Source organism: Austwickia sp. TVS 96-490-7B, from assembly GCF_019331795.1.
GTDB lineage: Bacteria > Actinomycetota > Actinomycetes > Actinomycetales > Dermatophilaceae > Austwickia.
Window position 1 is genome coordinate 574,403 of record NZ_JAHPZL010000008.1, and the last position, 22,633, is coordinate 597,035.

General features: G+C 62.8%; 16 protein-coding genes. 6 read left to right on the plus strand and 10 right to left on the minus strand.

The features are described from left to right. The first annotated feature begins 33 nt into the window (after positions 1-33). Together KEM60_RS13130 and KEM60_RS13135 are read left to right on the plus strand one after the other, a co-directional pair. Positions 34-2,361 carry a carbon starvation CstA family protein gene (locus KEM60_RS13130; RefSeq protein ID WP_219108022.1) on the plus strand — a complete coding sequence of 776 codons (2,328 nt, stop codon included), beginning with the start codon at positions 34-36 and terminating at the stop codon, positions 2,359-2,361. Further along, complete coding sequence (locus KEM60_RS13135; RefSeq protein ID WP_255574618.1) at positions 2,358-2,576, plus strand: YbdD/YjiX family protein; 219 nt, start codon at positions 2,358-2,360, stop codon at positions 2,574-2,576. The genes KEM60_RS13130 and KEM60_RS13135 overlap by 4 nt, the downstream gene beginning before the upstream one ends. Positions 2,577-2,692: 116 nt before the next feature. On the opposite strand, the gene dapB is transcribed toward KEM60_RS13135, so the two are convergent. Next, positions 2,693-3,412: a 4-hydroxy-tetrahydrodipicolinate reductase gene (dapB, locus tag KEM60_RS13140; RefSeq protein WP_370626374.1), complete on the minus strand. Its 720-nt coding sequence runs from the start codon at positions 3,410-3,412 to the stop codon at positions 2,693-2,695. A gap of 227 nt (positions 3,413-3,639) precedes the next feature. Here dapB and KEM60_RS13145 point away from each other — a divergent pair, with 227 nt between their 5' ends. From KEM60_RS13145 to KEM60_RS13160, 4 genes are all read left to right on the plus strand, one after another. Further along, positions 3,640-4,038: a hypothetical protein gene (locus KEM60_RS13145; protein WP_219108024.1), complete on the plus strand. Its 399-nt coding sequence runs from the start codon at positions 3,640-3,642 to the stop codon at positions 4,036-4,038. An 89-nt stretch (positions 4,039-4,127) separates the two neighbouring features. Then, positions 4,128-5,846: an NAD(P)-binding protein gene (locus KEM60_RS13150; protein WP_219108025.1), complete on the plus strand. Its 1,719-nt coding sequence runs from the start codon at positions 4,128-4,130 to the stop codon at positions 5,844-5,846. After that, positions 5,846-9,415 (plus strand): pyruvate:ferredoxin (flavodoxin) oxidoreductase, encoded by a 3,570-nt coding sequence (gene nifJ / locus KEM60_RS13155; protein ID WP_219108026.1) that lies wholly within the window; start codon positions 5,846-5,848, stop codon positions 9,413-9,415. The genes KEM60_RS13150 and nifJ overlap by 1 nt, the downstream gene beginning before the upstream one ends. 3 nt (positions 9,416-9,418) lie before the next feature. Beyond that, a complete protein-coding gene (locus KEM60_RS13160) occupies positions 9,419-10,435 on the plus strand; it encodes a dihydroorotate dehydrogenase-like protein (protein ID WP_219108027.1) in 1,017 nt (338 codons plus the stop codon). A gap of 130 nt (positions 10,436-10,565) precedes the next feature. On the opposite strand, the gene KEM60_RS13165 is transcribed toward KEM60_RS13160, so the two are convergent. The 9 genes from KEM60_RS13165 to ileS form a co-directional block, all read right to left on the minus strand. Further along, entirely contained in the window at positions 10,566-11,414 is an 849-nt protein-coding gene (locus KEM60_RS13165) for a matrixin family metalloprotease (protein WP_255574619.1), read from the minus strand. A gap of 313 nt (positions 11,415-11,727) precedes the next feature. Beyond that, positions 11,728-12,573 (minus strand): M57 family metalloprotease, encoded by an 846-nt coding sequence (locus KEM60_RS13170; RefSeq protein ID WP_255574620.1) that lies wholly within the window; start codon positions 12,571-12,573, stop codon positions 11,728-11,730. A 437-nt stretch (positions 12,574-13,010) separates the two neighbouring features. After that, a complete protein-coding gene (locus KEM60_RS13175) occupies positions 13,011-15,524 on the minus strand; it encodes a polyribonucleotide nucleotidyltransferase (RefSeq protein WP_219108028.1) in 2,514 nt (837 codons plus the stop codon). 254 nt (positions 15,525-15,778) lie between these two features. Beyond that, on the minus strand, positions 15,779-16,048 hold the full coding sequence (rpsO, locus tag KEM60_RS13180; protein WP_219108029.1) for a 30S ribosomal protein S15: 270 nt from the start codon (positions 16,046-16,048) through the stop codon (positions 15,779-15,781). 193 nt (positions 16,049-16,241) lie between these two features. After that, a complete protein-coding gene (gene ndk, locus KEM60_RS13185) occupies positions 16,242-16,664 on the minus strand; it encodes a nucleoside-diphosphate kinase (RefSeq protein ID WP_219108030.1) in 423 nt (140 codons plus the stop codon). A gap of 118 nt (positions 16,665-16,782) precedes the next feature. After that, the gene (locus tag KEM60_RS13190; protein WP_255574621.1) at positions 16,783-17,277 is read right to left on the minus strand and encodes a DUF4233 domain-containing protein; all 495 of its coding nucleotides are present in this window, start codon (positions 17,275-17,277) and stop codon (positions 16,783-16,785) included. Beyond that, a complete protein-coding gene (locus KEM60_RS13195; RefSeq protein ID WP_219108031.1) occupies positions 17,274-18,686 on the minus strand; it encodes a folylpolyglutamate synthase/dihydrofolate synthase family protein in 1,413 nt (470 codons plus the stop codon). The genes KEM60_RS13190 and KEM60_RS13195 overlap by 4 nt, the downstream gene beginning before the upstream one ends. Beyond that, positions 18,683-19,201, minus strand: coding sequence for a GNAT family N-acetyltransferase (locus KEM60_RS13200; RefSeq protein ID WP_219108032.1), 519 nt, complete (start codon positions 19,199-19,201; stop codon positions 18,683-18,685). The genes KEM60_RS13195 and KEM60_RS13200 overlap by 4 nt, the downstream gene beginning before the upstream one ends. Continuing rightward, entirely contained in the window at positions 19,198-22,596 is a 3,399-nt protein-coding gene (gene ileS / locus KEM60_RS13205) for an isoleucine--tRNA ligase (RefSeq protein WP_219108033.1), read from the minus strand. The genes KEM60_RS13200 and ileS overlap by 4 nt, the downstream gene beginning before the upstream one ends. Positions 22,597-22,633: the final 37 nt, after the last annotated feature.

Sequence of the window (22,633 nt, forward strand, 5' to 3'; positions counted from 1 at the left end):
GTCCGTTGAATCTGCCCCGACGAAGGAACGACCATGGCTGTCGACACCTCAGTTCCGGAGCGGAAGATCGTCAACGATCCCGCTCTACCCCCCATCGCCGTCAGAGAACCTGAGCGAATGTCCGGGCGCACCAAGGTCTATCTGGCCCTCTGTGCCCTCCTGGCCGCGACTGGCTGGGTGATGATCGCATTCGTCCGCGGTGAGGAGATCAGTTCACGCTGGTTTGTCTTCGCCGCCGTCGGAAGTTATCTGATCGCGTTGCGCTTCTATGCGAAGTTCATCGAAAACAAGATCTTGGAGCCGGACGACCGGCGGGCCACTCCCGCTGAGGTCTTCGACAACGGCAAAGACTTCATGCCCACGGACCGCCGAGTCCTCTTCGGGCATCATTTCGCGGCGATCGCTGGAGCAGGACCGCTGGTAGGTCCCATCCTTGCTGCCCAGATGGGATATCTCCCAGGGACCCTGTGGATCATTCTTGGCGTGATCCTGGCCGGGGCTGTGCAGGACTACATGGTGTTGCATTTCTCGATGCGTCGTCACGGCCGCTCACTGGGGCAGATGGCCCGCGACGAGTTGGGTCCCATCGGCGGCTGGGCAGCCATCGTCGGAGTGCTGTCCATCATGATCATCCTGATCGCAGTGCTCGGCGTCGTCATGATCGGCGCAATGGCAGAAAGCCCCTGGGCTGTCTTCTCCATCGCCTGCACCATTCCGATCGCATTGTTTATGGGCGTCTATCTGCGATACCTGCGGCCAGGCAAAGTCAATGAGGTATCACTGATCGGGGTAGCCCTTTTGTTGGCCTCGATCATCGGGGGCAAGTACGTCGCAGATTCCTCCTTCGCTGAGGTGCTGCGACTGTCCGGGTCATCGCTGGCCTTGTGGTTGGCGGCGTACGGATTTATCGCATCGGTGCTACCGGTGTGGTTGCTACTGGCCCCGCGCGACTACCTGTCAACCTTCATGAAGGTCGGCACGATCGTGCTGCTGGCGGTGGGCATCATCGCGGTCGGTCCCATGATTCAGATGCCAGCGACGACATCGTTCGCTTCGACAGGCAAGGGTCCGGCTTTTGCTGGTGACTTGTTCCCCTTCCTGTTCATCACCATCGCGTGCGGTGCCATTTCTGGCTTCCATGCGCTGATCAGTTCAGGGACCACACCTAAAATGGTGGAGAAAGAACGCCAGGCCCGAGTCATCGGGTACGGCGGAATGCTCACGGAGTCGTTCGTGGCAATCATGGCTTTGGTGGCGGCGTCCATCCTCGATCAGCACCTGTATTTCGGAATGAACGCCTCAGCGGCAGCGACCTCAATGGGACAGGTCACCCCGGCGGGGCTCCCTGCGCCATCCCCGCAGAGCGCGGCGCAGTATGTCAATGGTCTGCACTTGACCGGCCCTGGCGGGGCTCCGCTGCCTGACGTTGATGCATCCTTGTTCTCGCAAGCCGCGAAGGACGTCGGAGAACGCTCGATCGTCTCCCGCACCGGAGGCGCCCCCACGTTGGCCATGGGCATGGCTGACGTGATGCACAAGGTGCCTGTCATCGCGCTGCTGGGCAACAAGGCATTCTGGTATCACTTCGCGGTGATGTTCGAGGCGTTGTTCATCCTCACCACGATCGACGCTGGCACCCGAGTCGCCCGGTTCATGTTTTCCGATGCGATTGGGGCCTTGGGCAAGGCGTGGAAACTTCCCGCATTGGAACGATTCTCCGACCCCTCGTGGCGAGTTGGCGCATGGGTATGTTCACTCATTGTGGTGATGGGATGGGGCGGGCTGCTCTACATGGGCATCACGGACCCACTGGGCGGCATCAAAACGTTGTATCCGCTGTTTGGTATCGCCAACCAGCTGCTCGCCTGCATCGCCTTGTGTGTGTGCTTCGCCATCGTGGTCCGAATGGGCAAAGCCAAGTACGCCTGGGTTCCAGGCTTGCCGTTGGTGTGGTTGCTGATCGTCACCCAGACTGCGTCATTCCAGAAAATCTTCTCGGATAACACCTCGATCGGCTACTGGGCGTTGCATCAGGCCGCGAAGGATGCCAAAGCAGCAGGCAAAACCGTCTTCGGGGACGCCAAGACAGCATCCCAGATCGATCAAGTCATCACTAATACCTTCATTCAAGGCACCTTGTCGGTGATGTATGCGGCGCTGGTGCTGGTGGTCTTTGTGACGGCAGTGATCGCTGCGTGGAAGGCCTTCTCCCGCAAAGAGTTCCACACCAGCGAAGAGCCAGCGACGCCGAGTCGGATCTTCGCGCCAGCGTCGTTCGTGCCCACCGCGCTGGAGAAGGAAGTCCTCGCTGAGTGGAAAGCAGCGGGTCTGGATCCGACGCCGGTCAAGGCGCACCATTGAACGCCGTCTCTGGTCGGGACCTGTGGGTCCGCGGCCGCCAGGCGGTGAGCACTTTGGGATGGTTCTGGCGCGGAGTGACCGGTGCAGACGCCTACGAGCGTTACGTCGACCACCTGCAGCGGCATCACCCCGACCAACCAGTGCCTTCGGAAAAACAGTTCTGGCGCGACAAATACGCCGAGATGGACCGCAACCCGAAAGCCCGATGCTGTTGACCAGGTAGGCCTGATCCCGGCCTAGCCGGACATCACGAGGGGGCGTTCTGACATCTGTCAGGACGCCCCCTCGTCGTACCCACCCCAGTAGCTGACAGTGTGATCAGGGCAGAAAGTCAGTCCAGGCCGAGGTAGTGCTCCAAGCCGACGGTCAGACCCGGATGCGCCGCGACCCCGCGGACGCCCGCGAGAACTCCCGGCATGAAACTGACCCGGTCGAAGCTGTCGTGACGCACAGTCAGCCCCTCCCCGTCGGCACCGAACAGCACCTCCTGGTGAGCGATATAACCGCGCAGCCGCACCCCATGCACGTGGATGCCATCAATGTCGGCGCCACGAGCACCACCAGGGTCACTAGTGGTGGCGTCCGGGACCGGACCTAGTCCGGCTTCGTCGCGGGCTGCGGCGATGAGTTGAGCGGTGCGGGCAGCGGTCCCGGAGGGCGCATCGACTTTCTGGGGGTGATGAAGTTCGACGATCTCTACAGATTCGTAGAACCGAGCGGCAGTGCGGGCGAACGACATCATCAGCAGAGCACCGATGGCGAAATTCGGGGCGATCAGGACACCGAGATCGCTACCGTCATCGTGTCGGGCCCGGTCGATCTCGCCCCGGACACGATCCAGGGCGGCGGCATCCCAACCCGTCGTGCCCACGACGACGTGCACGCCGCGGGAAAGGCAGTGCACGACGTTGTCGACAGTGGCATCGGGGACGCTGAACTCGACGGCGACGGCCGCACCGCCGAGGTCGCCGAGGTCGTCACCGGCGTCAAAGGTGCCGACGAGTTTGAGGTCGTCGGCAGCACGGACGGCGGCGCACACGGTGGAGCCCATCCGTCCAGAGGCTCCGATCACGGCGACAGGGATCACTGCTGGTGTCTCACTCACCCCCCCAGCCTAGGAGGCCTCAGATCGGGTCTCGCCGCTGGGGAATACTCCCGCGGGTTCCCAGGGAATATTCCCGACGTTCATCGACGTTGCCTATGATCGGACGAAAGTTGTTCTCGCTTCTCAAAATTCATTGTCGTCCCATCGCTATTCCCAGACCTTCGAGGTGTAAGATGCCCAGCCTGTCCGACACACAGCCGCCGCTCGCGCTGTCCGAGGACCGGGACATCCGACGATTCGCCGACGAGCTGGGCACGCTCTGGCCAGAGCTCCAGCCCTGGGCCCGCCCCTGGGGTGAAGAAGAGAGTGCTCGGCTCCACGAGCTGTACGTCGCCGCCACCCGCCACGCCCGCACCTCCGATGCCTCCATCGGGTCGGTGTTAACCCGTGCCGGTGACCTGGGGGCGCTGCGCGCCGGATGGCCACATTTCACCTCCGGGCAGAAAGCAGTACTCAACGCGGCGACGGCGTACGTCGTCCTGGTCGACGAACCGGTGGGTGTCCCGACCGCCACCGACACCACGGTCGACCGGGTGGTCTCTGCCGCGGTACGCGCCCTCTTGCGTCACTGACCAACGCGGGCGGAAAGTCCCTGATGATCCGATGAACTCGAAGCTAGCCTGCGCCTAGGCCGAGTCGAATTGCACAGCGAGGTGCCCGCATGTCCTTGTCCCGCCGCGACATCACCAAATTGCCCGACCTCAGTCAGGCATCGGGCCGGGTTGCCCCAGTCCGTTCGAGGATGCCGGTGTATGTGGACCTCCTGCCACCATGCAACAACGCTTGTCCGGCTGGGGAAAACATCCAGGAGTGGCTGCGACTGGTGAAAGAGGGCCAAGCCCATGAGGCTTGGCTCCAGTTGACCCGCGATAACCCGTTCCCGGCGATCCACGGCCGTGTCTGCTATCACCCTTGTGAAAACGCTTGCAACCGCGCCGATCTCGACAGCTCGATTTCCATCCACGGAGTGGAACGCTATCTGGGTGACCTAGCGTTGGCCGAGGGCTGGGACTATCCACCCCCACCCACACCGTCTGGACGGCGCGTCTTGGTGGTGGGCGCGGGACCATCTGGACTGTCTGCGGCGTACCATCTGGCGCGGCTGGGGCACGAGGTGCACATCCATGACAGCTCGCCGCTGCCCGGGGGCATGATGCGATACGGCATCCCCGAGTATCGGCTCCCCCGCGATGTCCTCGACGGGGAGATCGGTCGATTGGTGCGGATGGGCGTGCGCATCATCACCGACCACCCGGTGAAAGATCTCGTCGCTGAGCAGCGAGATGGCGAATTCGATGCCGTCTTCGTGGCCATTGGCGCCCACTTGAGCAAGAAGATCGACCTGCCAGCGCAAGACGCGGAAAAAGTCGTGGACGCGGTCAGTTTCCTGCGCACCGTTGCGAGTGGTGAACGCCCCGTCATGGGTCGCCGGGTCGCGGTGTATGGCGCTGGCAACACCGCCATGGATGCTGCGCGGGTGGCTCGTCGGCTGGGAGCCACCGAGACGATGATCGTCTACCGCCGTACCGCCGAGCAGATGCCCGCGCACGCTGAGGAGGCCGCAGAGGCCGAGCGTGAAGGGGTGCGGATGAATTGGCTGCGCACCATCACCGAGGTCGACGAGGACCTGACGGTGGAGATCATGGAGCTCGATGATCACGGACGGGCCCGAGGTACTGGCCGCTACGAAAAACTGGCCGCAGACACGGTGATCCTGGCCTTGGGTCAAGAGACGGACAGCGATTTCTTGCGGTCCATCCCGGGGATGCGATTTGACGATGACGTGGTGCAGGTTGACCCGGTGACCTTAATGACCGACGTACCAGGGATCTTCGCCGGTGGCGACGCTGTCCCCTCCGAACGGACGGTCACCATCGGGGTGGGTCATGGCAAGCGTGCGGCCCGCAGCATCGACGCCTGGCTCAACTCGGTGCGTGACGAACGTGCCCCGAAGCATCCGGTCGTCCACCTCGACGACCTACATCTGTGGTATTTCGGTGATTTCACGCGGCGAGCCCAACCCGAACTGGACCCCGACGCCCGGGTGTCCGCCTTCGACGAGGTCGTCGGCGGCTTGGATGCCGAGCAGGCCATGTTTGAAGCGCAGCGGTGTCTGTCCTGCGGCAACTGCATCGAGTGCGACGGATGCTTGGGCTCGTGTCCGGAGAAGGCGGTCATCAAACTCGGTAAGGGCCACCGGTACCGCTATGACTATGACCGATGCACCGGGTGTGGCACCTGCTATGAGCAATGTCCGGTCCATGCGATCGACATGGTGCCCGAAGGAAGACCAGATATCCCGTTGACCGGGCCAGGATGTGTCGGGCCGGTGCGCCCGGGAGCTAGCGCTGACGACGTGCGCGCGGGAGGACTGCTGTGATGACCAGGGCAATCATGGACGGAAACGAGGCAGCAGCCTCGGTGGCCTATCGCCTCAACGAGCTGTGCTCTATCTACCCGATCACGCCAAGTTCGACGATGGCCGAGCTGGCCGACGAGTGGGCGGCGCAGGGACGCACCAATGTGTGGGGCACGGTGCCCTCGGTGGTGGAGATGCAGTCTGAAGGTGGGGCTGCGGGCGCCACCCATGGGGCTTTGCAGGCGGGGGCGTTGAGCACGACGTTCACTGCCAGCCAGGGTCTGTTGTTGATGATCCCGAATATGTACAAGATCGCTGGCGAGTTGACCAGCGCTGTCATCCATGTGGCGGCGCGGTCATTGGCAACGCAGGGGTTGTCGATCTTCGGTGATCACCAGGACGTCATGGCGGTCCGGCAGACCGGGTGGGCCCTGTTGTCCAGCGCATCAGTGCAGGAAGCTCACGATATGGCACTGGTATCTCAGTTGGCGACCTTGCGCTCCCGGGTGCCATTTATCCATTTCTTCGATGGTTTCCGCACTAGCCATGAACTCAACACCGTCGAGATGTTGAGTGATGACGATTTGCGCCACTTGGTGCCTACCGATCTGGTGCGGGCGCATCGGGGTCGGGCCCTGTCTCCAGAGCATCCATTCATTCGGGGTACGGCGCAAAACCCGGACACCTATTTCCAGTCCCGGGAAACAGCGAACACGTTCTACCATGCGGTGCCGCAGATCACTCAGCAGGCTATGGATGAGCTCGCTGCGCGCACTGGCCGTTCCTACCATTTGGTGGAATACATCGGTGCCCCGGATGCCCAAGACGTCGTCGTGGTGATGGGGTCGGGCGCACAAACAGCGGCGGAAACGGTGCAGCGAGCCTGCGCTGAGGGCGCCAAAGTGGGGGTATTGCAGGTCAGGTTGTACCGCCCGTTCCCGGCGGAGGAGCTGATTGCGGCGATGCCGGAGTCGGTACGACGGGTGGCGGTCTTGGACCGCACCAAAGAGCCAGGTTCGTTGGGTGAGCCGTTGTTCCTTGATGTGGTCGCTGCCATGGGTGAGGCCGTGTCGCGGGGGCAGCGGTCCACGATGCCGTTGATTGTGGGCGGCCGGTATGGCTTGTCCAGCAAAGAATTTACTCCGGCTATGGTGCAGGCGATCTTCGCCGAGCTGGCATCGAGCTCGCCACGGCCGCGATTTACGGTCGGAATCACCGACGATGTGACTCATTTGTCGTTGTCGGTCGGCCCGGAGCCGGACATCATGCCGGAGGGGACCGTTGCGGCGGTGTTCTACGGCTTGGGCAGTGACGGTACAGTCGGAGCCAACAAAAACACCATCAAGATTCTTGGGTCTCGTCCGGGGACATATGCGCAAGGGTATTTTGTCTACGACTCGAAGAAATCGGGTTCCCGTACGGTCTCCCATTTGCGATTCGGTCCGGCGCCCATTCAAGCGCCGTACCTGGTGCGTCATGCCCGGTTTGTGGGTTGCCACCATCTGTCGATCGCGGAGCGGGTCGATGTCTTGGAGTACGCCGAGCCCGGTGGCACCTTGTTGTTGAACGCACCGTTCCCGGTCGATGAGGTGTGGGACCGGTTACCGCGGCCGTTGCAGGACGGCATCGTCGCCAAAGGCCTGCAGTTGTACGTCGTTGATGCGACAGCGGTGGCGCGAGAGGCTGGTCTGGCCGGTCGAACCAATACGGTGTTGCAGACATGTTTCTTCGCGATCTCCGGGGTGATGCCCAGGGAGGACGCCATCGCGGCAGTGAAGACCTCCATCCGGAAGACCTACGGTCGCCGTGGCGCTGAGGTGGTGGCCCGAAACGAGGCGGCGGTCGATGCCTCGATCAGCGCTTTGCATCAGGTTGATGTGCCGGAGGTCGCCCGGGGCGCGGTGCCGATGGTGCCACCGGTGCCCTCGGATGCCCCAGAGTTTGTCCGAGATGTCACGGCAGCGATGCTCTCAGGTCGCGGCGATGACTTGCCGGTATCGGCATTGCCGGTGGATGGCACCTATCCCAGTGGCACCACCGCATTCGAGAAACGTAATATTTCGGAGATCATCGCGGTATGGGATCCGCAGGAGTGCATTCAGTGCGGCAACTGCTCGATGGTGTGTCCCCATGCAGTGCTGCGGGCAAAACGGTATCGCGGGAAACATCTGGACGGTGCACCGGAGGGATTTGAAACGGCCCCGTTGAATGCTGCAGGCATTCCTGGCGAGCATTACACCTTGCAGGTGTATGCCGAGGACTGCACCGGTTGTGGGTTGTGTGTGCAGGCGTGTCCGGTGACTCCCATCGATCAGCCCCATCGGCGGGCGATCAACCTGGCGCCGGTCCCGGATCGGGAGCCCGCGCGGGAGAAGGTGGCCTTCTTCGAGTCGATCCCGGTTAACACCCGCAGCAAAGTGGATTTTGGCACCGTGCGTGGCATTCAATATTTGGAGCCGTTGTTTGAGTTCTCTGGGGCATGCAGCGGGTGCGGGGAGACGCCGTACCTGAAGTTGTTGACGCAGTTGTTTGGCGACCGGGCGATGGTGGCGAATGCGACTGGGTGTTCGTCGATTTACGGCGGTAACCTGCCCACCACGCCGTGGACAAAGAACTCAGCGGGGCGCGGACCGGCGTGGAGTAACTCGTTGTTTGAGGACAACGCCGAATTTGGGATGGGGATGCGATTGGCGGCCGACTTGCAGGCTGGCTTGGCGCGCAAGCGCCTCCAATCGTTGCGCGCTGAGATCGGGGAGGACCTGGTCGATGCGATCCTGGACGCCCCCCAGGAACGCGAAAATGAGATCCACGCCCAGCAAGCGCGGGTCGCACAGTTGCGAGAGCGGCTGGACGATCTGGATGGTGTCGCGGTGCAGGATCTGGTGTCAGTGGTGGATCATCTGGTACGCCGGTCGGTGTGGATCGTCGGTGGTGACGGGTGGGCCTATGACATCGGCTCGGGTGGACTGGACCACGTGCTGGCCTCCGGCCGCAATGTCAACGTGCTGGTGATGGACACCGAGGTCTATTCGAACACTGGCGGACAGTCCAGCAAGTCAACCCCGCTGGGTGCGGTAGCTAAGTTCGCTGCGGCGGGCAAGACCACGGCCAAGAAGGATTTGGCGTTGCAGGCCACCGCGTATGGCCATGTGTATGTGGCCAGGGTGGCGATGGGCGCCGATCCGCAGCAGACGCTGAAGGCATTCCGGGAGGCCGAAGCCTATGACGGGCCGAGCTTGATCATCGCTTATAGCCACTGCATCGCTCACGGTATTGACATGCGTCTAGGTCTGGAGCAGCAGTACAAGGCAGTGGCCTCGGGGCATTGGCCTCTGATGCGCTACAACCCGATTCTGCGGATGGCAGACCGTAACCCGTTCTTGCTGGACAGCCCGCGTCCGCGAGTCACCTTGCGGGACTATCACGGTGGCGAGTTGCGGTTCCGGATGTTGGCCGGCGCCGACCCGGCCGAGGCCGAACGCTTGCTGGAATTGGGCCAGGAGCAGGTTGCCCGGCGTTGGGAAGAGTACGAGCAGATGGCCACGCGCGGGGCGGAGTCATTCGCGGCGGACGCTCGGAAGGAGAGCTGAGCGATGGCTGATCTGCGGACTCGGTATCTCGGGCTGGATCTGCGCAACCCGGTGGTCGCGTCGGCTGGACCGTTGAGTCAAAGCGTTGCCGGCGTACGTCGGCTCGCCGAGGGGGGTGCGGGCGCGGTGGTCCTGTATTCCCTGTTTGAAGAGCAGCTGCGTCACGAAGCGGCACGAGATGTGCTGCTGGAAGAACTTCACGAAGAGTCTTTCGCGGAGTCGCTGTCGTATTTTCCGACGGTGCCGACCGGATCGTCGGGGTTGTCGACGCATTACGTGAGATTGGTCGAGCAGGCGTCCGCGGCCGTGGATGTCCCAGTGATCGCGTCGTTGAACGGGTCGACGGTGGGCAGCTGGGCGGATATCGCTCGGCAGTTGCAGGACGCCGGGGCAGCAGCGATCGAGGTGAATGTTTACTTGATCCCGGGGGATGTGACTATCGCCGGGACCGTGGTAGAGGATCGTCATCTCGAGATCGTCGAACGGGTCAAGGCCGCAGTGTCAGTGCCGGTGTCGGTGAAGTTGTCGCCGTATTTCAGCGCATTTGGTTCGTTTGCTCGCCGATTGGTCGACGCCGGTGCAGACGGACTGGTGTTGTTTAACCGGTGGATTCAGCCGCAGATCGACAGTGAGGCGTTGTCGGTGGTCTCTGGGGTGGAATTGTCTTCCCCGACAGAATCTCGACTACCACAGACCTGGATCGCCGCGTTGCGAGGTCGTGTCTCGGCGTCACTGGCTGGCTCCACCGGGGTGGATAGCCCCGATGACGTGGTGCGATATCTGTTGGCTGGTGCGGATGTGGTGATGACGACGTCCGCATTGATACGTCGGGGTGAGGGATATACCGCAGACCTCATCGCCGGACTGGACGCCTGGCTGGACCGGAAGGGATGTGCTGACGTCAATGCCGCTCGGGGTCTGCTGGCAGTGCCAGCAGAGGCGGATGCAGACGGGTACGGACGGGCCGGATATGTCTCGGCGCTGGAGAAAGCAAAGAGCAGGTACGGCCGACTCGACTGAGACTAGCTGGCGGTGCTGCGCTGGCTGAGCGCAGCACCGTCCAGTGATGTCAGCGTGCCGCTGGCGGATGTGGTGCTGCCCCGGGGATGTTCCCCGCCGGGGCAGCACGCCGTGGTGATCGCGATGGATCTCACTTGCCGTAGAGCTTGCGGATGCCTACCCCGTCGGACTCGGTGAAGGACAGTTCCTTGGAGGTGCCATTGCAGTGCGGGTAGTGCATGATCGACGCTGAATCGTAGGGGGTCAGCGGCCGCCAGTTGTTGTCCTCGAAGCACTTGCCAGCCTCGGGCCGGGTGTGCTCGTGGCGCAGGCCGAGGATGTGGCCCATCTCGTGCCCAAGGACGTTCTTGGCTTCCCAACTGCCCTTACCCCAGTCGCTGAGGTTGACGAGGATGTTGCGTTCGCTCTTGGCGCTGCTGGGGAAGAACGCCCGGGCGATATATGGCGCTTTAGCGATCGGCTCGACCGAGAAGACGACCTTGGTGTTGGCGGTGCTGCAGGTGGCGTCTTGAGTGGCGTCATGGACAAACCGGATCTTGCTGGATGCGGCGGACCACAGGCCGCCTCCCTGGCGCATCGCGGTGGCGACGTCTTCTTTGATGGGCCCGAACTTGTCGCTGACGCAGTAGGTGAGGTTGCCGACTTGGCTGGCGGACCATACGTCGTCTTTGCCGTTGACCTGGTTGACGATCAGCCGGTCGGTGCCGCTGGGAAGGTCAGGTGACGTGACGCGTTTGAAGAAGTTCTTCAGCGCTGGGGCGGACTTCATCGGGGTGTCACCGTCGACGATCCACTGGCCATCGGCATCCCGATGGGTTGAATTGTAGAAATCCTGGTATGTCGGGGCCTTGGGGCGCGGGGTGGGCGCGGCGCTGCTCCCAGTGGCCGAGGCGATACCGGGGACGACCAGGCAGAGCCCAACGACGGCGGCAGAGGCGGCGGCAAGAGAGCGGGACACGGTGCGGGGGGAAGGGACCACGATGTCTCTCCTAGGGTCGTGTCGTCCCGAAACTGGACGACTGACCGCCACCTTAGGGATCACAGCTGTCTGACAGCTTCAACTCGGTGTCCCCATTTCTTCATCACTTGTCCAAGAATCAGTTGTTCACTCGTCCATGTCAGGTCAAAGAGTGGTCAAGTGTCCTGGTGACAGCCTCTGCTGTCACATCTGCCCCGCAGGCATCATCAGAACGAAATTCCGTACGCCGGTGAGGGCCCCGGCATAGCCGAGGCCCTCACCATCCGATGGGTTTTCATGGCATCGCCGCTGTCCTGGCGACGACGCCAGCAGATCACTCGCCGTACAGGGTGCGGATGCCTTCACCGTCTGTTTCGGTGAAGGACAGATCCGAGGAGGTGCCATTGCACTGCGGGTAGTGCATGATCGACGACGAGTCATACGGGGTCAGCGGACGCCAGTTGTTGTCCTCGAAGCATGTCCCGGCCTCAGGGCGGGTGTGCTCGTGGCGCAGACCGAGGATGTGGCCCATTTCGTGAGCCAAGATGTTGTTGACCGGCCAGCTGCTCGAACCAAACTGGTTCATGTTGATGAGAATGTTGCGCTGGGACTTCGGTGAGCTTGGGAAGAAGGACCGAGCGATGTAGGACGCATAGCTGACCGGCTCCACCGAGAAGACGACCTTGGTGTTGCGGGTGTTGCAGCTCTTGTCCTGCGCTGGGACGTAGACAAACCGGATGGCGCTGGTGGCATCGGACCAGATTTGGCCGCCACCCTCCATCGCGTCGATGACCGTCTGCTTGTCTGACCCAAACTTGTCGCTCACGCAGTAGGTCAGGTTACGTGCTTGACGGGCCGACCACACATCGTCGCGTCCGTTGACCTGGTTGACGATGAGCCGCTGACTCTGTGTCTTACTGAACACGTTGCCATAGAACGCTTTGAGCGCTGCCCCTGAACTGATCGGCATGTCGCCATCGACGATCCACTGGCCGTCCGCGTCCCGGTAGGTGGACTTGTAGAACTCGTCGTAGGTGGGGACCTTAGCTGTGACTGGTGCCGCGCCGTCACGGCCACCGTCGACAGCCGAGGCGACGCTCGGGGCCACGATGCCGATGCCGCCGATAGCCACGGCGAGAACTGCGAGAGAACGGGACATCTTGCGGGGGGAAATGGTCACGGGGTCTCTCCTTGCCTCATGTCACCTGCGAACGAGGTAACTGAGCGCAACCCTAAGGCGAACTGAGAATAACCTGCATCAACCATTTCGCCATTTATTTACCCATGCACCGCAAGAAAACGTTCGATCACTAGTCACCGACACTTCAGTGATCGGTAAGTAACCCCTGAAACAATGCGCGCCCCACGCCAAAGCCCCTGGCAGGGGCCCCCTCGTCAGTAAAGGAGGAATGGGTCACCTCAGCGCCATCATCCCGCCAAACTTGTTGTGCCACAGCACTACTCCGGAAGCTCGCCTCGTCTCCCCCACACCCCTGCGACACAGCAGCCCCCTTTGACCCTCAATGAATCACGCCTTTCGTCACATCCTGATATGACCCGACAACGAAGGCCTGGACATCGCATTGATGTCCAGGCCTTCGCGATCACGTCGTCAGATCAGGCATCCTGCTCGTCAGCAGAATCCTGCGACGCACCTGTCGCATCGCCATTGTCCCGACGGGGACGGCGGCGACGGCCGCGACTGCGACGCTCCCGGCTCTCGCCAGAGCCATTGGCATCCGCTGACTCCTCCACGTCCGCAGCAACGTCAACCTCAGGCTCGGCCTCCCGAGGGGCCGGACGGCGGTCCCGGCGCTCCGCCCCAAAGTCACGCCGCTCACGGTCACCACGGTGCCCACGGCGCTCGCTGTCCTCGGCAGCGCCAGCGTCAAGAGCCGCCTGCTGCTCCTCAGTCAGCACCGCGGCCAGAGACAGCTTGCCCCGCGGGTCGATCTCCTTGAGTTCGACCTGGACCTTCTGACCGATCGACAGCACATCGTCCACCGAATCGATCCGCTTGCCGCCGACCAACTTGCGCACCTCAGAGATATGCAGCAAGCCGTCCTTACCCGGCAACAACGACACAAAAGCACCAAAGGTGGTCGTCTTGACGACCGTTCCCAGGAAACGCTCGCCGATTTCCGGCATCGTCGGGTTGGCGATGGCGTTGATCGCCGTCCGAGCCGCTTCCGCCGACGGGCCGTCAGTCGCGCCGATGTAGACCGTGCCATCGTCCTCAATGGTGATGTCTGCACCGGTGTCTTCCTGGATCTGGTTGATCATCTTGCCCTTCGGGCCAATGACCTCACCGATCTTGTCGACCGGCACCTTCACCGAGATCACCCGAGGAGCAAACGGGCTCATCTCATCTGGAGAATCGATGGCCTCGTTCATCACGTCGAGGATGTACAGACGAGCATCACGGGCCTGCGTCAACGCCCCCGCCAGCACCGACGCCGGAATACCATCCAGCTTGGTGTCCAGCTGAATCGCCGTGACGAACTCGCGGGTACCAGCAACCTTGAAGTCCATGTCACCGAATGCGTCCTCGGCACCAAGGATGTCCGTGAGCGCCGCATACTGCGTCTCACCATCGATCTGCGCCGACACCAGACCCATCGCGATACCTGCCACCGGCGCGCGCAACGGCACACCCGCGTTCAGCAGCGACAGCGTGGAGGCACAGACCGACCCCATTGACGTCGACCCATTAGAGCCGAGCGCCTCGGACACCTGACGGATCGCGTAGGGGAACTCCTCCCGGGACGGCAGCACCGGCATCAACGCCCGCTCGGCAAGCGCGCCATGCCCAATCTCCCGGCGCTTCGGCGAACCGACCCGACCGGTCTCACCAGTGCTGTACGGCGGGAAGTTGTAGTTGTGCATGTACCGCTTACGCGACACCGGCGACAACGTGTCCAGCTGCTGCTCCATCCGGAGCATGTTCAACGTCGTCACACCCATAATCTGGGTCTCGCCACGCTCGAAAATCGCTGAACCGTGCACACGGGGCAACACTTCGACCTCAGCGCCCAAGGCGCGGATGTCAGCCAAGCCACGCCCGTCAATGCGCACCTTGTCTCGCAGGATCCGCTCCCGGACCAGCTTCTTCTGCACCGAGCGGTACGCCGCGGAGATCTCTTTCTCCCGACCCTCGAACGGCGTCCCTTCACCGGCCAGGTCAGCCTTGAGCTGATCCTTCAGCTCATCAAGCTTGCTCTCTCGCTCCTGCTTGCCAGCAATAGCCAGCAGATCCCGCAGCGACTCCTCGGCAGCTTTCTCGACCGCGTCATAAGCGTCCTGCTCATAGTCCAGGAAGATCGGGAACTCCAGCGGAGCGATCCCATCCTTGGCCCGCTTCTTCTCCGCCAGTTCATCCTGCGCACGGCACAGCGTCGCGATGTAACGCTTAGCGGCTTCAAGACCCTCAGCCACGACCTCTTCGGTCGGCGCCTGACGACCCTGCTTCTTGACCAGGTACCAGGTGGAATCGGTGGCCTCAGCCTCCACCATCATGATGGCCACATCGTCATCAGCAGCCGTCGCGCCCTGGGACACGATCCGACCAGCCACAACCATGTCGAAGCAAGAACGCTCAATGTCACTGAAATTCGGGAAAGCCACCCACTGACCATCAATCAGGGAGACTCGCACCCCACCGACCGGCCCCGAGAAAGGCAGTCCGGAAATCTGGGTGGACGCGCTCGCAGCGTTGATAGCGAGGACGTCGTACTGGTGGTCCGGGTTCAACGAGAGGACCGTGATGACCACCTGAACCTCGTTGCGGAGGCCCTTGGTGAAGGTCGGGCGCAGCGGGCGGTCGATCAGACGGCAGGTGAGGATCGCGTCAGTTGACGGGCGACCTTCACGGCGGAAGAAGCTACCGGGAATCTTGCCGGCGGCGTACATCCGCTCCTCGACATCCACCGTCAAGGGGAAGAAGTCGAACTGGTCCTTGGGGTTTTTCCCTGCTGTCGTCGTGGACAACAAGGTGGTCTCGTCATCCAAGTAGGCAGTCACCGATCCGGCGGCCTGCTTGGCGAGACGTCCGGTTTCGAACCGGATCTTTCGGGTACCGAACCGGCCGTTATCGATAACAGCCTCGGCGTATGTGATCTCTGGACCCTCCATCGGGCCCTCCTCTTCTTTGTGTCGTCGCGGGGCGCATCGTCGTTGTGCGCCCGCGTCTCCTCCGCCACCCCTGCTCCCCCACCGATCGGGTCGAGGCGGAGTTTGCTACAGGGTCTTGCTACACGCCTCACCTATCCGTCGTCGCGGCGACCCGCCGTAACAATAGCGATCCGCACGGACGACGTCCTGCTCCCCGATCACATACCAAAAGAGCGGCTCCCGAACGGTCGGGAGCCGCCCCAGTCGGCATGAGGTCAACGGCGCAGGCCGAGACGCTTGATCAACGAACGGTAACGCTCGATGTCAGTGGCCTCCAGGTAACGCAGCATCCGCTTGCGACGTCCGACCAGCAGCAGCAGGCCGCGCCGGCTGTGGTGGTCATGCTTGTGCGCACGGGCGTGCTCAGTGAGGTCCTTGATGCGCTGCGTCAGCATCGCGATCTGCACCTCGGGGGAGCCGGTGTCGCCCTCTTTGGTGGCGTACTCGGCCATGATCTTCTGCTTGGTGGCAGTATCCAGTGGCATGGGGCGACTCCTTGACTCGTTGCGCGGTGCCTGTCAGACGGTCTGTCAGGCGCTCTCTCTCCGCGGCCGATCGACGGCAGTCGTCAAGACTACCATTCCTGCAGCATGGAGGCTGCATCGGCTCGGATGACACCCACCACCACCGTGACCCGGCACCGCCGCTGGCACCGGGTCACTTCCGGAGAGAACGCACTTAACCCAGCTCAGGGAACCAGATCCCCAGTTCCCGAGCCGCAGACTCAGGCGAGTCCGAACCGTGAACGATGTTGTGGGTCGCGCCCTGGCCCCAGTCACGTCCCAAGTCACCACGAATGGTGCCGGGAAGCGCCTCAGTGGGGTCGGTCTTGCCCGCCAACGAGCGGAAACCGGGAATGCACCGCACCCCTTCGATACATACGGCAGTCACCGGCCCCGAGGCCATAAACTCCAACAGCCCCTCGTAGAACGGCTTACCCTCGTGCTCGGCATAATGCTGGGCAAGCATGTCCCGGGTCGGCGTCAGGACCTTCAATGCGACGAGCGTGTAGCCCTTCGCTTCAATACGGCGGATGACCTCGCCGGTAAGTCCGCGCGCGAAGGCATCGGGCTTGACGAGGACGAGAGAACGTTCGGTCATGCCGCCCAGCCTACTGAGGCTGACTGGGGTCGCCAGGACACCTCAGCAGATCGGGGGCCAAAGTCCCATATCCCCGAGCCTGGCCCGAGCTGGCTGGCGCACCACCTACGCCGACCGACTACCCTTCCTGCAGGTGCTCCCTGGCATAGGCCTCCGACATATCGTCCAAACGGCTGCCTTGCACCAGCGCAATCCACCACAGGCCGGCGAAAATTAGGGCGATCACCGCCATCGCTGGGATCACCAGGCCGCACAGGAGCGTGGCCAGCTGCAACATCCAGCCGAAAGTCACGCCGAGCCGACGGCGGAGCAATCCGCATCCCAGCACCAGCGCCACGGCCAGCCCCACCCCGACCCACAGGTACGTCTGGGGGGTGGCCGGCCCGAGCGTACGACCCGAACTCTGCGCCAACGCCCGCGCAGCCACCGCGCCAAAGAGCACCACTAATGACTGCGAGATCAACACCACCATCGCCAATCGGCGAGTCATCCGTCGCTGAGCGCCGTACACCGCTGGCCAGACCGCCCGAGACCGGAGGGCCTTCAGCGGCCCCCGGCCACCCTCAACGGTCTCGGCTCCGTCGTGACCTGCAGACGGCTCTCGTGGGGTCATGACGCATCCCCCGCGCCAACCATCAACCGCACCTCAGCTGCTGTGGTGACCGAGCCAGTAGCGACGACTCCACCAGCGCTGCCACCGGCCTCCGCCGCAGCATCCGCCTTGGCTGCCGCTATCTCCACCGCATCGGGGAGGTCACGGACCACGGTCACCCGATGCTCACCAAAGATCTCCGCCGCCAACGCACCGAGACGCTCAGGACGCATCGCCCGAGGCGATGTGGTCCTGCTGACCACCACCTCGTCGAGAACCGGTTCCAACTCGGTGAGGATGCCCTCGGCGTCCTTGTCACCCAGCACCGCGACCAGGCCAATCAGCCGAGCAAACGCAAACTCTTCCTCTAGCGCCGTCCGCAACCGCGACGCGCCGTGCGGATTGTGTGCCGCGTCGACGATCACCGTCGGGCTGCGACGGACCACTTCCAGTCGTCCGGGAGCCGTGAATCTACCGAAGGCCTGTTCCACTACATCCCGGTCAAGCATCGATTCCCCACCCCCGACAAAGGCCTCGACCGCGGTCAGCGCCAGCAACGCATTATGTGCCTGGTGGCCACCATGCAACGGAAGGAACAGGTCCTCATAGTCCCCAGCGAGACCACGCAGGGAGACGACCTGCCCCCCCAAAGCCTGAGTGCGGGACAGCACCCCAATGTCAGCACCCTCGAAGACTGCGCGAGCGCCGACTTCACGGCACCTCTCCCAGAGGACTTCAGCGACCTCGCCCTCTTGCACCGCGCTGACCATGATGCCGTCCGCTGCGATGATCCCCGACTTTTCCGTGGCGATCTCTGTCAACGAATGGCCTAAGAAATGTTGATGATCCAGTCCGATCGGTGTCATGACCGAGACGGCGGCGTCAGCGACATTGGTGGCATCCCACGAGCCACCCATTCCGACCTCGACGACGGCCACATCGACCGGGGCGTCTGCGAAGGCCGCGTAGGCCAATCCCACCACCAGCTCGAAATACGTCATCCGAGGGCCATCTGCGGCTGCCGAACGCGCATCGACCATCTCTACGTATGGAGCGATGTCGTCGAAGGTCGCCACGAAACGTTCCGGGGTGATCGACTCGCCGTTGAGCGCGATGCGTTCCCTGATGTCATGCAGATGGGGCGAGGTGAAACGTCCTGTGGACAATCCCATTTCCCGCAGCAGCCGTTCGGTCATCCGGGTCGTCGAGGTCTTGCCGTTGGTGCCGGTCAGGTGGATCATGGGCCAGCTGCGCTGCGGGTCGCCAAGGAGTTCCATGACGGCGGCGATCCGGTCCAGCGATGGCTCCAGATCATGCTCAGGAGCTCGACTCAGGATTGCCTGTTCGACTTCGCGCATCCGTTGGGCCGTCGCCAGCTCCTCAGCTGCACGCCGAGCGGCCTGCCGTTGCGCTCGTGCACTCTCGGTCATGCGCCCTCCTCCGCCATCCATACCAAGTCGGGCATGCCCGCCTGCTCCTCGCGTCCGACCTCGACGAAGCCGTGCCGACGACAGAATGCGTCGGCGTACCGGTTGCCCTCGGTGAAGGTCAGCCGCAGTCGTACCTGGGCACGGTCAGCTCGTTCTCGGGCCACGGCGAGTAAGGCGCTGCCGATACCCCGGCCGTGGTCACCGGGGCGCACATACAACTTCCACACCACGAGCGCACCCTCATGCATGCCCACCGTACAGACCCCGACCAGCCGATCTGCTTCGTAGGCGACCATGGTTCGACCAGCAGCAATCGCCGGAGCCAGGGCTTCCCCAGTCCACCGTTTTGCCAGCAGTAAATCGACCAGTTCCGGTTCGATCACTCCGGCGTACGCCGCGGGAACCGCTTCGTGACCGAATTCCCGCAGCGCGTCTAGGTCGTCGCCGCACGCTGCCCGTACGACGACCATCTGCTCGTCACCGAGGCGCCCGGACCATGGCGATATCTGCGTCACAGGCGCTTCACCACGATGCGCACGCCCCGTCCATCACCGAGTTCTACTGCTACGCCGAGCCCCTCAGGTAGGGCATCCACCGGTCCAAAACCGATCTGTCTGGCCAAGGTCTCGGTCTCAATGAATTTCTGGTGATCCATGACCACGCCGCGCAGGTCGTCGTCACCGCACACGGTCAGCGAGATAGCGTCGCCGTAATCCAGTCCCAGATTACGGCGCTGGGAGTTGACGGCTCGGGCGATATCCGCTGCCAGTCCTTCCCGGGCCAGGTCGTCGGTGACATGGGTGTCGAGAACCACGAAGCCGCCGCCAGGCAGGACCCCAACGGCACCGGCTGCTGCATGATGCTGGTCGACCACCGTCTCCACGGTGTATTCCCCATCAACCAGCGCCAACCCGGCGCAGGTAACCGTCCCGTCGGCTCCCACTGACCAGTCGCCGTTCTTGCTGCCCTTAATGACTCGCTGCACCTCACGACCCAACCGAGGTCCGGCTACCCGCGCATTCACTGTCAAGCGCGTGCTGATCCCGAAGTCTGCTTCGCTGGCGGTAGCGAGGTCTTGCACCACGACCTGTTTCACGTTGGCCTCATCGGCGATGATGTCGGCGAACTCGCGCAGACCGTCGGCGCCGTCGACGACCACGGTGAGGCATGCCAACGGCAGGCGGGTCCGCAGCGAGGCGCCTTTGCGCAGGCTGGACGCCACTGAGGTGACGGTCCGCGCCTGCTCCATCCTGGCCACCAAGTCTCGGTCGGCAGGCAGATCAGTGGCTTGCGGCCAGTCAGTCAGGTGCACCGAGCGTCCCCCGGTCAGTCCGCGCCAGATCTCTTCGGTGGTCATCGGCAGCAGCGGAGCGGCGATCCGGCAGAGCACCTCCAATGTGGTGTAGAGGGTGTCCATCGCAGCCCGCGCCTGGATTGCGGACGCTCCTCGGGTGTCCCAGAAACGGTCTCGACTGCGCCGGACATACCAGTTGGTGAGGACGTCGAGGAAACCTCGGATCGTGTCGCACGCTCCGGCAATATCGAAGGCGTCACATTTTGCTTGAACTTCCTCGACAACCTCACGAAGTTTGGCAAGGAGATACCGGTCAAGCACATGGGTCGATGTGGTCGACCACTGGGCGTCGTACCCCGTAGGTCCGCTGCCATCAGTGGACTCGACGTAGGCGTTCGCGTATGTCGAGAAGAAATACCAGGTTGACCAGAGCGGCAGCATTGCCTGCCGGACGCTCTCTCGGATGCCTTGCTCGGTGACGATCAGGTTGCCGCCGCGCAGGATCGGGCTGGACATCAGGAACCAACGCATCGCGTCGGCGCCGTCGCGGTCAAAAACCTCTGAGACGTCTGGGTAGTTACGCAGCGACTTCGACATTTTGGCGCCGTCATCACCAAGCACGATGCCGTGGGACAGACAGGTGTTGAACGCCGGACGTTCAAACAGCGCGGCCGCCATGATGTGCATGGTGTAGAACCAGCCGCGGGTCTGTCCGATGTATTCGACGATGAAATCGCCAGGGAAGTGGTGTTCGAACCATTCTTTGGACTCGAACGGATAGTGCACCTGCGCGAAGCTCATCGAGCCGGACTCGAACCAGCAGTCGAGGACATCGGTGACCCGCCGCATCGTGGACTGACCGGTGGGGTCGTCTGGGTTGGGTCGGGTCAGCTCGTCAATGAACGGCCGGTGCAGGTCGGGCACCTCCACCCCGAAGTCGCGTTCCAGCTCGGCAAAGGAGCCGTAGACATCCACGCGTGGGTACGCCGGATCATCGCTCTTCCAGACCGGGATCGGGCTGCCCCAGAACCTATTCCGCGAGATCGACCAGTCGCGGGTGTTCTCCAACCATTTACCGAATTGACCATCCTTGATGTGCTCGGGCACCCAGCTGATCTCCTGGTTGAGCTCAAGCATCCGCTCACGGATCTTCGTGGTGGCGACAAACCAGCTGGACACGCCCTTGTAGATCAACGGCTGCCGACAACGCCAGCAATGTGGGTAGGAGTGGGTGTAAGACTCTCGGCGGATCAGAACGGTCCCGGCGGTGACCGCCCCCAGGGAGCGACGGACGTCATCCTGGGCGCTATCCGCCGTCAGACCCACTGCGGTGGGGCCATCGGCGTCATACCGGGTGCGGGCCTTGAGGTGCTCCAGGACAGGGCTGTTGGCGTCGAAGACGAGGGTGCCGAGATAGTCGTCGACGGGCGCGGTGAACCGTCCGTCGATACCGACAGGCATGACCGCCTCGATGCCCTCACGGTCGGTGACGATCTTGTCGTCTTCACCGAAAGCGCCAGCCGTGTGGACCATGCCGGTGCCATCGGTGGTGGTGACAAACTCAGCAGGAACGAGTCGGAAGGCGTTCTCGTGCCCTAGGTAATATCCGAACGGCGGGGTGTAGGTATAACCCACCAGGTCGGCTCCCCGGTAACGGGCCACGATGCGGTCGCTGACATCGGCCTTGGCGTCACCACAGAGTTCCCTGGCATAGGCCTGAGCGCGTTCGGCACCTAGGAGATACCGCTCGGGGCGGCCAGTGGGCACATCGGATTCCACGACAACGTAGTCCAGGTCCGGTCCGACCATGATGGCCAAGTTGCTGGGCAAGGTCCACGGTGTCGTCGTCCAGACCAAGGCCAGGGCACCAGCGAGGTCGTCCCGGCCATCTGCGGCAGGCCCCATCCGCAAGCCCACCGTCACCGCTGGGTCGTTGCGATCCTGGTAGACATCGTCGTCCATGCGCAGCTCATGGTTGGACAGCGGCGTCTCGTCGTTCCAGCAATAGGGCAGGACCCGGAAACCTTCGTACGCCAAGCCTTTGTCGTACAGCTGTTTGAAGGCCCACATGACCGACTCCATGAAGGACGGGTCAAGGGTCTTGTAGTCATTTTCGAAGTCCACCCACCGGGCTTGACGGGTCACATAGGTGCGCCATTCGTCGGTGTATTTAAAAACTGACTCGCGGCATTTGGCGTTGAACGCCTCAACGCCGAGCTCGCGAATCTCGTCGGTGGTTTTGATGCCGAGCTGGCTCATCGCCTCCAACTCGGCCGGCAGCCCGTGGGTGTCCCACCCGAATCGCCGTTCGACACGTTTGCCGCGCATCGTCTGGTAGCGCGGGACAACGTCCTTGACGTAGCCGGTAAGCAGGTGACCGTAGTGGGGCATGCCGTTGGCGAAGGGCGGCCCGTCGTAAAAGACAAACTCGTTGGATCCGTCCTGACCTGCGGGACGATTCTCTACGGAGGCGCGGAAGGTGTCGTCGTCAGCCCAGTAGGCCAGCACGGATTCTTCAATGCGGGGGAACGAGGGGGACGACGGGACGCCGAAGCTTGCGCCGGGCGCATGCTGTCCGGACTGCTCGGGGGCGCTGGTGGCCTTGGGGTAGCTCATCTGAGAGGGCTTCCTTCGCGGTTCTGTCGTCTCGGCT

What these genes read in the sequence shown, in the direction of transcription:
- KEM60_RS13160 (WP_219108027.1), top strand. Translation starts at nt 9,419, where the DNA reads ATGGCTGATCTGCGGACTCGGTATCTCGGGCTGGATCTGCGCAACCCG.
- KEM60_RS13190 (WP_255574621.1), bottom strand. Translation starts at nt 17,277, where the DNA reads ATGACCCCACGAGAGCCGTCTGCAGGTCACGACGGAGCCGAGACCGTT.
- KEM60_RS13195 (WP_219108031.1), bottom strand. Translation starts at nt 18,686, where the DNA reads ATGACCGAGAGTGCACGAGCGCAACGGCAGGCCGCTCGGCGTGCAGCT.
- ndk (WP_219108030.1), bottom strand. Translation starts at nt 16,664, where the DNA reads ATGACCGAACGTTCTCTCGTCCTCGTCAAGCCCGATGCCTTCGCGCGC.
- ileS (WP_219108033.1), bottom strand. Translation starts at nt 22,596, where the DNA reads ATGAGCTACCCCAAGGCCACCAGCGCCCCCGAGCAGTCCGGACAGCAT.
- KEM60_RS13150 (WP_219108025.1), top strand. Translation starts at nt 4,128, where the DNA reads ATGTCCTTGTCCCGCCGCGACATCACCAAATTGCCCGACCTCAGTCAG.
- KEM60_RS13145 (WP_219108024.1), top strand. Translation starts at nt 3,640, where the DNA reads ATGCCCAGCCTGTCCGACACACAGCCGCCGCTCGCGCTGTCCGAGGAC.
- rpsO (WP_219108029.1), bottom strand. Translation starts at nt 16,048, where the DNA reads ATGCCACTGGATACTGCCACCAAGCAGAAGATCATGGCCGAGTACGCC.
- dapB (WP_370626374.1), bottom strand. Translation starts at nt 3,412, where the DNA reads ATGGGCTCCACCGTGTGCGCCGCCGTCCGTGCTGCCGACGACCTCAAA.
- nifJ (WP_219108026.1), top strand. Translation starts at nt 5,846, where the DNA reads ATGACCAGGGCAATCATGGACGGAAACGAGGCAGCAGCCTCGGTGGCC.
- KEM60_RS13130 (WP_219108022.1), top strand. Translation starts at nt 34, where the DNA reads ATGGCTGTCGACACCTCAGTTCCGGAGCGGAAGATCGTCAACGATCCC.
- KEM60_RS13175 (WP_219108028.1), bottom strand. Translation starts at nt 15,524, where the DNA reads ATGGAGGGTCCAGAGATCACATACGCCGAGGCTGTTATCGATAACGGC.